The organism is Vibrio sp. 1401, from assembly GCF_033340295.1.
In genome coordinates this window covers 84,322-94,648 of the sequence record NZ_JAWOWF010000016.1, presented here as the reverse complement: position 1 = coordinate 94,648, position 10,327 = coordinate 84,322, and the positions used below count along the sequence as shown (strand labels likewise).

At 42.8% G+C, this 10,327-nt stretch carries 13 protein-coding genes; 1 reads left to right on the top strand and 12 read right to left on the bottom strand.

All coding sequences use genetic code 11. From position 1 onward, the window contains the following. The 6 genes from R7Z77_RS10805 to R7Z77_RS10780 form a co-directional block, all read right to left on the bottom strand. Positions 1-1,127 (bottom strand): DUF4158 domain-containing protein (locus R7Z77_RS10805; protein ID WP_206926118.1); only part of this gene is annotated, 1,127 nt, incomplete at its 3' end. Between the two features lie 102 nt (positions 1,128-1,229). Then, the gene (locus tag R7Z77_RS10800) at positions 1,230-1,820 is read right to left on the bottom strand and encodes a hypothetical protein (RefSeq protein ID WP_181726406.1); all 591 of its coding nucleotides are present in this window, start codon (positions 1,818-1,820) and stop codon (positions 1,230-1,232) included. Between the two features lie 32 nt (positions 1,821-1,852). After that, on the bottom strand, positions 1,853-2,119 hold the full coding sequence (locus R7Z77_RS10795) for a hypothetical protein (protein ID WP_025624792.1): 267 nt from the start codon (positions 2,117-2,119) through the stop codon (positions 1,853-1,855). A gap of 235 nt (positions 2,120-2,354) precedes the next feature. Beyond that, positions 2,355-2,675, bottom strand: a complete 321-nt coding sequence (locus R7Z77_RS10790; RefSeq protein ID WP_181726404.1) for a hypothetical protein — start codon at positions 2,673-2,675, stop codon at positions 2,355-2,357. Between the two features lie 11 nt (positions 2,676-2,686). Beyond that, positions 2,687-3,190 (bottom strand): hypothetical protein, encoded by a 504-nt coding sequence (locus R7Z77_RS10785; protein WP_181726403.1) that lies wholly within the window; start codon positions 3,188-3,190, stop codon positions 2,687-2,689. Positions 3,191-3,194: 4 nt separating this feature from the next. Beyond that, positions 3,195-3,422 carry a hypothetical protein gene (locus R7Z77_RS10780; RefSeq protein ID WP_169649614.1) on the bottom strand — a complete coding sequence of 76 codons (228 nt, stop codon included), beginning with the start codon at positions 3,420-3,422 and terminating at the stop codon, positions 3,195-3,197. Between the two features lie 511 nt (positions 3,423-3,933). On the opposite strand from R7Z77_RS10780, the gene R7Z77_RS10775 reads away from it, so the two are divergent. Then, positions 3,934-4,782, top strand: a complete 849-nt coding sequence (locus R7Z77_RS10775) for a GMA family class A beta-lactamase GMA-1 (protein WP_012774820.1) — start codon at positions 3,934-3,936, stop codon at positions 4,780-4,782. A gap of 214 nt (positions 4,783-4,996) precedes the next feature. Here the strand turns inward: R7Z77_RS10775 and R7Z77_RS10770 are convergent, their stop codons facing one another. The 6 genes from R7Z77_RS10770 to R7Z77_RS10745 form a co-directional block, all read right to left on the bottom strand. Beyond that, on the bottom strand, positions 4,997-5,656 hold the full coding sequence (locus R7Z77_RS10770; RefSeq protein ID WP_242533004.1) for a tyrosine-type recombinase/integrase: 660 nt from the start codon (positions 5,654-5,656) through the stop codon (positions 4,997-4,999). 205 nt (positions 5,657-5,861) lie between these two features. Further along, the gene (locus tag R7Z77_RS10765; RefSeq protein WP_206970965.1) at positions 5,862-8,354 is read right to left on the bottom strand and encodes a phosphoadenosine phosphosulfate reductase; all 2,493 of its coding nucleotides are present in this window, start codon (positions 8,352-8,354) and stop codon (positions 5,862-5,864) included. A gap of 76 nt (positions 8,355-8,430) precedes the next feature. Next, positions 8,431-8,679 (bottom strand): hypothetical protein, encoded by a 249-nt coding sequence (locus tag R7Z77_RS10760; RefSeq protein ID WP_181726402.1) that lies wholly within the window; start codon positions 8,677-8,679, stop codon positions 8,431-8,433. A gap of 67 nt (positions 8,680-8,746) precedes the next feature. Next, positions 8,747-9,178, bottom strand: coding sequence for a hypothetical protein (locus tag R7Z77_RS10755; RefSeq protein ID WP_014386765.1), 432 nt, complete (start codon positions 9,176-9,178; stop codon positions 8,747-8,749). Positions 9,179-9,367: 189 nt separating this feature from the next. Further along, positions 9,368-9,829, bottom strand: coding sequence for a hypothetical protein (locus R7Z77_RS10750; RefSeq protein ID WP_014386764.1), 462 nt, complete (start codon positions 9,827-9,829; stop codon positions 9,368-9,370). A 78-nt stretch (positions 9,830-9,907) separates the two neighbouring features. Next, on the bottom strand, positions 9,908-10,321 hold the full coding sequence (locus R7Z77_RS10745; RefSeq protein WP_014386763.1) for a hypothetical protein: 414 nt from the start codon (positions 10,319-10,321) through the stop codon (positions 9,908-9,910). Between the last annotated feature and the right edge of the window lie 6 nt (positions 10,322-10,327).

Sequence of the window (10,327 nt, the reverse complement as noted above, 5' to 3'; positions counted from 1 at the left end):
TTCAGGTAAAGGCAGAGGGTCTGGATATCCCTGTCATTCATGACCTTCAATGCCTGTTGTCTGACTACTGAGAAGGGCTGATTGTCATCAATATTCTCGTCAACAAACAGGTGAAGTAGCTCTGCCGCTTTCGTGACATTGTCCGCAGCTGACTGCCAGGACAGGAACACTGCTTGTTGTGCAAAGGCGTTGGCGGCTTCCTGTTGTTTTCGGATATGGTAAACAAACCCATCCGTCAGGCGCTCCAGTGCAAGTTGCATGCGCTCTGTCAGATGACACAGTAACCACAGGTGCTGCTGTGAGCGTTTGAAGCGCCGCACTTTACTGCCGTAGTAATCAATAAGGCCGCTGAAGTGTTGTCGATTTTTTAGCGACAGATTGAGCCTGTCCACAACGTCATTTATTTGCGTGTGCCATGGTGCTAACCGGTGGTAAATGGCGAGCTCTTTTTTAAGCTCAGGCACGGTCAGACTTTTGGCACCACCCCTGAGATGGCTCAGACTCAGCCCGTCGTCTTTAGTAGTGATTATGTTGTCCAGAAAGACGTTAAGTTCATTACTGGTAAGTTGATTCAGTTGGAGCGTCAGGTCTTTTCTGACCTGTTGCATTGTGCGGCTTATCAGTCTTTGAAGCACGGAGTACTTAGGAATGGCAATGTTATGGCTGGCAAGGTATTCAATGGCCGCATCAAAGAGGTGTCGAGGCTCCAGCCAGGCATGACCAATGTAAACCAGGTGGTGGCACAGAGCATTGAGGTGCTGTTTTTCATTCCACTTATTGTAATTTAGTAGACGCAGTATCCTTGAGTAAATACGGTCACGCTGCATTTTACTGACACTGAAAGGCCTGATCCCTTTACCTCTTTGAATTTGGGAGGCAATAAACTGCATGTCGATACTGATATCACGGAAACTCGGAGCAATGATCACTGGCTTAGATTTAAAATAGCCCAGAAGCGCCACGAAATAACAACGATGTTTAGTAAGCCTGATAGTACGGCATTCGGCCTGTTCTACATCGTTTAGCGAAAAATACAAACGTTGTTCCTCAATAGAAAACTGAGGTGCTGAATACAAGTCTCGTTGTTCTGCCTGAGTCAGAATCGAGAGTTCATTACTAATTGCCATGATGAATAAACGCCAATATGATTGATGGTGTTTATATAAGATGGCAGAATATTGGAAGGTAACCCACCGCCACAGACCATATAATATAATACCTGTAGCGTTCTATGTTACTTTAGAGGGGAAAATCCCTAGAACCCCAACTTTCTGAATTACTACAGCCTTACGTTTCACAAGTAGTGCGTATGCATCGTTGAGAGACATGCCTTTCTTCGTGTAGTGATGTTCTGGTATGTTGGATAAGTGGATTTCGTTTCTATCCCCTCGATCCCATACGTTTGTCTTACGTATTGTTCGGTACTGGATTCCTTTTGCGTTAAAAGGTGGATTTGCCAGTAAGTAGTCGGTAACATCTCTTTTGTCAGGGTACACATGCACAGCCTGTACCGATGGCCCACTTTTAGAGCCTAGCCAGATATAATTACCACAATCTTCCACAGCTAATTCTCGAAAATAAAAATCAAAGCGAACCAAGCTCTTTCTTGTGTCTACAACTTTGACATTTTTTCGAGTTTTTCCATCTCGCTTGAATTTAGATTGGTGTATTACTTGTATAACTCTCACGTACACAATTTGTGAGTGGTGCTTATCACATAAAGGGTATCGTTTTGCTTGGTGTCCATTTTCTACTATTGTTAATGTGGGTTGTTGACATACTGCACACTCGTTCAGGGTATTATTCTCGATTACTTTCATTGGTTCTCACTCAAAATGGTTATTGCAAATAATCATAATGTCCTGTAAAGATTCTCTTGCCATTGATTTCTTTTAAGTTCGCTGTATTTCGTCCCAGCAGCTTCACCTTTGCATAAACGATCAATCTCACTCACAGTCTCAAATACGTAGAACTCAGTATGGGCTAGGAACATTTCGTCGTTGTCGCCATTAAAGTTTGTGGTCGCTTCCTTCAAAGTTACACGACTAACTGTGCTTGATAATGCATTGACTACTTGAAACTGCTCTACACTGCGAATTTCATCAATATCTAGTAACAACGGTCTTGCCTCACCTAGCCCGATACTATCAGTCTCATTTAATGATTTTCACGAAAATCCCCCCATGCGCACCCTAAAGCTAGTTCGCCCCACTGAGCTAATTCAGGATAGTGAGACTTAAGCTTGGCAATATCATTTAGATCTGAGTCTGACCATTCACCTTTACTTGTCTCATAACCCTTTTGAACAAAGGTACATGCATCAAAATTGAAAGCCATATTTTCCCTCTACGTGACTAATTAAGGCTATCGCCACTTAGAACACCACTAAGGCGTTCTTTCAGTGCCTCGGTTTTGGCTTTCTTTTGAGTTGCTTGATAAACAGCATCAATGGCATTCTGTACAGGACAATTCGCGCTACTGTGCTCACCAACATCGATGTTGAGTAGCGCACCAACATCCCTAGCTAGTTCTGTTGCTCGCTCTTCCCAACGGTCACGGGCATCAATAGTGCTTTCTAACTCACTGTCAGAGATCAGCGAAAATTTGTCTGTATTACCGCGAACCCATGAAGCAATATCAGCTTCACTCATTTTTGCTAATTGATGTAGATCCATCGACTTTCCCCTTATTTACCTTTGAGCATCTTATCGACGGCTTTATCAATCTTGCGTTTTTGGGTGTATGAAAGAGTTTTGAAGTCAGACATATCGAATAAATTAGCCATAGTTCCAGAAATCATATCTACATCATTCGGGGCCGGTTCCGTAAAGTAGCCGCTTCCATCTTCTTTACGACTGATTGGCCAAAACTCTGTTTCTTCTTTCACACCATCATTTATAACGAACATGATTTGTTCTTCACGGTTATCAGATAAGCGAGGTGCAATATTGGGGTTTGAAGATTTCCAGACTTCCAGAACAAGAAGATATGAAGTTGCATCTAGCTTTTGAATTGCGCGTCTCAGCTTCAATATGTTGTATTGCTTTTCAGCATCATCCCCAAAAGGAAATGCTAGTCCGATAATTTTACCTGTTCGTTTTTTTACCCAACAAGTCGGCCACACTTCGTCCTTGTTAGCTAGGTCAAATTCTGCCTTTTCTTTGATAACAGCAAAGTGGTCAAAATCCATGCATTTACCCCTTAGTCTTGCGTTCTCTGCCTCTTGGCAAAGGTATATTCCGTTTCAGTTTTGGTGGTTCAACTTCTGCCAATTCACGTCGTGGACTATATAAAACGTGCTCGACAACAATGAAACCGTTGTTTTTCCATTGCGTTACCTGTTGAGGTTTAACGCCTTGGGCTACCGCAAAATCGGTATTTGAACCATCGTAAAACAGGTCAATATATTGCTGTAGTTTCATAACTCTCACTATAAAGTGTTTTACTTTATTATACAATCAACTATTAAAGTATTTTACTTTATATATTGTTAATTAAAAAGCCAATTCAGCCGCCCTTGATGTAGGAGAGGAATAAAGTTTCATACTAAGCAGTCAAGTAACCCTGTTTGTACCGTTCTAAATGATACTCACCCAGAAATAAAGATTCATACTAATTCCTACTACAAAATCTGAGTCACGCTACAACTGAGTAATAAAGTATCATACTGGTTGTCTTGAGCATCCACAGATTGATTGGCCCCATTCAAACACGTTTCTGGACAGAAATGAGTTATTCACAACTTATAGTTGACTTATGCGTATGAGATTCAGATAGCGCTTCCTTCATCCTAAGTCGAGCAGAAAATAACGCTCCATAAACACACTCATCTTTTCATACAAACTTAATATGACCCGCTGTTGATTTATATCTTTCGGGCTGTATTATTACGCTCCGTAAATTCAGTCTTATTACATAAATAGTCGAGTTATCATGAAAAAATCAATCTTACTTTCGAGCTGTTTGTTCATTTCTTTTTTATCGACCGCTTCAACATTGAACGACTCGCTCTATTCTATAGAACAACGCACCTTGGGACGCATAGGCGTATCAGTTTTAGATTCAACGGATCAACAATGGCACTATAAAGGGAATGAAAGGTTCCCTATGATGAGTACATTCAAGACATTAGCATGTGCAAAAATGCTACAGGACTCTGATAGAGACATTTTAGATATAAGTACAATGGCGCCAGTAAAATCCGATGAACTAATCGCTTGGTCACCAATAACAAAAAACATGGTTGGCAGTTCAATTACCATTGAAAATGCTTGTGAAGCTACGATGAAGACTAGTGATAATACTGCTGCAAACATAGTCTTAAAGCACATCGGAGGCCCACAGGGTGTCACTGCTTTTCTACGTTTGATCGGAGATAAAGTAACTCAATTAGATCGTTTTGAACCTGAACTAAACCAAGCCAAAGCTGATGACCTACGTGATACAACGACGCCAAATGCGATGAATAAGACCCTATATCATATTTTATTCGAAGATGTATTAGCTCAAAATTCAAAAAAACAACTTAAGGAATGGATGCAAGGGAACACTGTTTCCGATTCTTTACTCCGTTCTGTTTTACCAAAAGGGTGGTCTATTGCAGATCGTTCTGGTGCAGGAGCTAACGGTTCGCGCGGTATTACAGCAGCAATTTGGACTGACGAGCGCGAGCCATTAATCATTAGCATCTACCTGACACAAACCAACCTTTCTATGCCAGAACGTAATCAAGTTATTAATGAAATTGGTAAGGCTATTTTCGAAGAGTATGCTGTAAAATAACTAGATGAGATTGTCATACTGTTGACAATAGATATGCCGTAGAGAACAAAATGGGGTTGTACGGCATATTGACCACCTTCGTTGCTTGGCTATAACTCATTTTGGGGCATAAACGTTTTAGAAATGGCAGTGTACTCTGATCGCTGCCATTTAAGTATGAATCTTTAATACTCAGTATGATTCTTTATTACTTAGTAACGAAACTTTATTCTACTCACACACTTGATAACTGCTCACCGGATATATCAATGTACTCCAATGACATTGCTGGATCAGCGTGACCTAACGCCCGTTGTATGGATGACAGTTCGATACCTAAGCCATTCATGTTCGTGCCGTAAGATCTACGCCCTGTGTGCGACGAACAGCCTTTTAGACCACAACGCTGATAGATATTTCTGATAAGTAACTCAAGGGTATCGCAAGCTAAATAGTCAACTGCTTCACCTGCTTTGTTGATTCGAGACTTGCGTTTCATTGAATAGGAGCGTCCAGACTGATTTAGTAACACTTTGGACTTGGGATTTAGCCCTTGGTACTCCGTAGAAAAGGTCGTCGCCCACTGTTTAGATTTTCGGTAATCAAACCATTCCTGTAACAGCGTTCTAGCCTGATTGCTCAACCAGACAACGCGAGGTTTCCTACGTTTGCACAACGCAGCTCTTAACGCTATTTCGGTTTTAATCTCGCCTGTTGGTGATAGAACATCAGAAACGATTATCTGTGCTGCTTCAGATACCCGAAGGGTAGAAAATGACAATGCTAATGCTGCCCGTTTAAGCTCTGCATTAGACATTAATAAACAGCGTTTAAGGACTTTGTTTATTTCTCTGGGAGAAAGGCTACGAGCCTTAGCTTTAGATTTGGTCATCATGTGTGTTTTTTCCTTGTAGATAGTGAAAAACACACATCACGGAATTAGACCGTGTTGTTTAGCATACCATAGAGTTTGTCAGTGTTTGGGGGAAAACGGGTTTGCTATACTAGTAGAGAATCTTGGAGTAAAGATGATTGATAGGTACAAGTACGCCCATGTTGGCGAAAAGTAAAAAACCCCAGCGATGCCGGGGTTTTGTTTGCTAAGCCACTAATGGAAGAGCCAATTGAGTTTCATCTTTCAGAGCATCTTGTTCCTTTACGCTAAGGATTACGCGGTTCATGCGAACTATCAATAGCGAAATGTGTCGTAACAAACGTTCTGGTTGTCTTTTGGACAGTTGGTGGACCCAATGCGGATAGTCATCGAATGTTAATGATGAACCATCTTCAAGACACTGTTTTGCTGCCTCAAATTCACTTTTTATAGCCACCATGATTTCACTCAACCATTCTTGCCCAATGGCACTATGAGCAGAGGCAACCAAGTCAATTGCCTTGCTCTTCGTTGCTTGGTAATAGCGGTATATCTCTGGTCGAGACTTACTTTCTTTCTCTACTTCTAAGAACATAGAAAATGCGTTGCTAGCTAACCAAAACTGATCACGAAGTGAGTTGTACCACTGACTTCTTGTTTCACGTTGCTGGGCATCTTCTTCGGCTCTTAGTTGATCTTCAATCCATTGCCCAGTGAATGTTTTATTCACTAAATGAACACGAATCGTTAGATCCAGATTCAACCACCATCTTACTTTTGCAATTCTTGCTTTAATCTTTCGAGCCACCAGCGCCTTGTACTTTTTATCGGTTAGTACTTTCAGATCAGGGCGAGAGGAAACACCTTCCATCGTTTGATAACCGGACAGTCTCATTTGATGATAAGTTTGTCCTCTTTGCATCATTTTATGATACATAGACCCTTTTCCTTTAGCGAAGCTGATCGCACCAAATCGCAAGTAAAATTGCGCGGCATATCCTGGTGTGTACATCCCAGATAATACCTTCTCTCTTAATCGAGGATATTCTTCCCATAGAATAAAATTGGCTGCATCTGCTTCTACTACAACCTCTTTTTCTTCTGCGAAGCTTACCACTCGTCTGACACCATCGTTAGTGTTGATAACCCTAGCTGCGCGTGGGTCATCGCCACCATCAAAGTATGTCATTTCTGCAAGCGGATCTGATAGACCATCAAAAAGACTACCATCCCCCCACCTATCAACCTTTACCCATAACGGTTTCGGTATCGGTGTTCTCGGGACTTCTTGTTGGTGTACTTCATCTTCCAGAAGATCAAGTTCTCCCATAGTCCAAACTCGATGATAAATTTCAAGAGCATGGAACGGTTTGTCATTGAAATGATGGTAAGACCACATAAAGTCGATATGGCAGATCGCAGACTCAGAAACAATTCGAAACTGCGGTTCGGCCATACGTCGATTCCATGCTGTGTCTTCAATTAAGCCAAGGTTTAACTTCTCAGCTACTTCCATAGCTCGCTTAGCCTCGACATAATCCATTGATACGCAAACATGCAACAAGCGCTCTAGAAATTTCGGGCTATACACATCAGGTTGGAGTTTAATGTACCCCCCCTCGTATATTGTCCGACCGATGGGATGTCGGTCTTCCCAGGCATACCTCCGCTTTGCTAGATATCTCTGAATACGATTGAGTCCGGCCATATAACCAAACTTATCTTCATCAGAAGACAGCATGTTTTGCATACTCTTATCGAGCCCGACAGCTTGGCAAGCCCAACAACCGAAACGGGCTCCGCAAGCTTCACTCTTACGCTTCTCCGCAGCTCCAATAACACACTCGCCCGTTGCTTCTTTGTAAAGCTGTGCAGTAGTGTTATTACTCGCTAGATAACTTGGTAAGGGGTATTTAGCATCGGCTCCCGAGCTTAATAAAAAATCCCACACATCAGACATCAGCCAGTGTTTGATCACATACAGCTCTCCACCGTGCTTAGTGTTCACTACTTTTGCTGCTGAACCGCCAAATTTGGCAATATTTGCAGCGCGAGTAGAGCTTTCAGAATCACGGCTTCCTAACATCAAGCAAACCTTATTTTGAACCTCCTTAGGAAGGTCTTTAACGTAGGCAGCTTTAGCTCTTCTTGCTGATGTGATTTTCAGTTCCTGTGAACACTGACGCGCTGAACTATTGGAAAACGTAGGCAGTCCACGTCCAGTAAGCACCCTTCCAGTCCAACTCTGTGTAATACCTGGGTTAGCGATCACGATATTAAGAGGAATCGCTTCTTTCTTAATAAACCGTTCTAACGCTTCAAGTTTCACATCAGCAAGCCAGTGAACTTCTGGGTTCTCTATCCCGGTATCAGTGTGTAGGATAAAATGATGTTGGCTAATACGTTCTCCATTTCTAACTGCCCTTACCAGAGCCATCAAAAATAGGTGCAGTACTGTCTCAGAGTCCTTGCCAGATGAGTAACCAAGCATCATGGTCCACCCGTCTAGCAAAGCTGCGTAGATTGCCTGTACAGAACTTTCAATCAGCTCAGACAAACAAGTATTTCTAGTGGCATCTCGGAAGTTTAGTTCTTCATCTTCCTTGAGTGTTTGCCAAACTTGATCCCATTTATCCCCTTTTGCAATCAATGAAGACGCATGAATAACGGGTGTTTCATCAGCACAAACTGACGCAAGCATGTCAAGTTGATGTTGCATAGTATCCTCCGTACAAAGTATGGAGGGCGCACGCCCCCACAGGGACATACACCCCCGTGGGTTTGATATTGAAATATTAAGGAATGATCGGCAGCCAATTATAAATGCGATATGCAATGTATAAACAAGGCACTCCAAATACGAGCCCCCAGAACTGCGCTACTGCATATTGTTTTGCATTATCAAACCATGCGGCCATATCGGTAAGTAACGGGGGCCAGTCAAACGAAATGGCGACCAAAAGCGGCACCAAAACACACAAACTACCCACAACAGTCAAAACCGATACAATAATATTTCGTTTTTTATGATCGTATTGATACATAAGCTTATTTCCTTCTAGAGTGGGCTCAGAAGCACCCTTCTGGAGCTTCTGAGCTTTTGGATAGGCGTTAGCCTAAAATGATGGGAGTGATCCCAGTGAAAAAACCAAGAATGCCGAGTAATGCGCCTACCACTCCAAGACGGATTGATAAGCGAATAGAGAAGTCAGGGTGGAACCAGAACCACTGGTAAATTTCCCACCAGCGAGCTCTCCGCATTTCCAGTGATACCTCTTCTTTAAATTTCACTCCAAGAGCATCAACGGCATCGTAATCAAGACCAACAGCATTTTTGGTAATCGACATTGTTCCTGGGTTGCCCATTACATATCGAATTACTTTTGTGCCGTTATCGGGGTTATAGATCACTACTGGCTCACGTCGAAAGAAACGATTAGGATCTTTTCTCTTTGAGTCTACGTTTCGGTTATTTAACCGGACGATATTGTGACCTAAACCTGAATCTTCCATTGGAAGACGAACTACAGATTCAATTTTCATAATTGTCATCTCCATGTTGAATGGAGATAGCCCCCGGCAGGGACTATCCCCACGCGGGTTACAATAAGTACTGTTTGTTTTTGGCGACCAGCTATCGCACATAAGCGCCAAAGGCACTTTCCGAAGAATCCTGCTCTAGGATGCTTGGGAAAGTGCGGGGATATTCCCACACTTACCGCTCATTGAGCATTACTCCTGACGCATCTCATTCTTTGCTCCTTGTAAGGAGATCACATGCGTCGGATCTTCTTTATTTATATCAGCCCAAACCCGCAATTGGAGATTTCCAGCGTTGTTTTCTATCAACAATGGAAATCCAACGTTATCCTCAGAGTTGCAATCTGAGTAGCCTTTAGCACTTAGCAAAAGCTCACCACCGATATTGCCTATCTCAACCGAGGCCGAGACTTTATCACCTAACCCATCGACCAGATCGGTTATATCAGTTTGCAAGGCTGGTTTGTCAAGCGAGTACATCTTTTCGCATAGCGTGTCGATCTCTTCTCCGCTCAACGGCTTTTCGTCAGTAAAATGAGGAAGTCTTGCAAAGAAATCAGACAATTCCTTTGGGTTCGATTGCTCCATCGTCTCCTGCATCCAACGTAACGCGGCCAAAGCCATATTTAGTTCTTGGCTGGTTAATGCTTTCATTTTCCTTCACCTTTTAGTTGTGGGAAAACAAGTACCCAGAGGGCGCTTGTTCCCCCTGGGGTTAATTTACATGCCAGATCAAAGGTACTTGAGCCCGGCTGTTTTGGGATATGTAATGTCAGCAGCTTTGACGTCCGTCAGCAGAGCTTCCAGAGCTTCACCCTGTAGAGTAAATCCAGCAAACACCGCTACGTCGTCGAGCTCGTCACGCCATTGCATTGTGCTATCGAAGTGCTCGATGACACCATGCTCCACCATGATTGGCCGCAGCTTCTCATCTCGTTTCTCACAGCATTCCTTGTACCGGGCATAGCGTAGCTTGTCCTGGTACGCATCCTCAGGCAGGTCTTCGACCGTTCCGAGACAGCTATAAGGAGCTGGGTAGACGATGGTTTTCACACCATTTGAGACGCCTTTCATATCTTTATGAGTGTGCTTCCAGATCAGTTCAATTTGCTCTGGAGTACGCTCTGTTTTATTCACTTCTGTCATGACACT

Coding starts and splice junctions, on each gene's coding strand:
- R7Z77_RS10800 (WP_181726406.1), bottom strand. CDS start 1,820: ATGAAAGTAATCGAGAATAATACCCTGAACGAGTGTGCAGTATGTCAA.
- R7Z77_RS10790 (WP_181726404.1), bottom strand. CDS start 2,675: ATGGATCTACATCAATTAGCAAAAATGAGTGAAGCTGATATTGCTTCA.
- R7Z77_RS10785 (WP_181726403.1), bottom strand. CDS start 3,190: ATGGATTTTGACCACTTTGCTGTTATCAAAGAAAAGGCAGAATTTGAC.
- R7Z77_RS10780 (WP_169649614.1), bottom strand. CDS start 3,422: ATGAAACTACAGCAATATATTGACCTGTTTTACGATGGTTCAAATACC.
- R7Z77_RS10775 (WP_012774820.1), top strand. CDS start 3,934: ATGAAAAAATCAATCTTACTTTCGAGCTGTTTGTTCATTTCTTTTTTA.
- R7Z77_RS10770 (WP_242533004.1), bottom strand. CDS start 5,656: ATGATGACCAAATCTAAAGCTAAGGCTCGTAGCCTTTCTCCCAGAGAA.
- R7Z77_RS10765 (WP_206970965.1), bottom strand. CDS start 8,354: ATGCAACATCAACTTGACATGCTTGCGTCAGTTTGTGCTGATGAAACA.
- R7Z77_RS10760 (WP_181726402.1), bottom strand. CDS start 8,679: ATGTATCAATACGATCATAAAAAACGAAATATTATTGTATCGGTTTTG.
- R7Z77_RS10755 (WP_014386765.1), bottom strand. CDS start 9,178: ATGAAAATTGAATCTGTAGTTCGTCTTCCAATGGAAGATTCAGGTTTA.
- R7Z77_RS10750 (WP_014386764.1), bottom strand. CDS start 9,829: ATGAAAGCATTAACCAGCCAAGAACTAAATATGGCTTTGGCCGCGTTA.
- R7Z77_RS10745 (WP_014386763.1), bottom strand. CDS start 10,321: ATGACAGAAGTGAATAAAACAGAGCGTACTCCAGAGCAAATTGAACTG.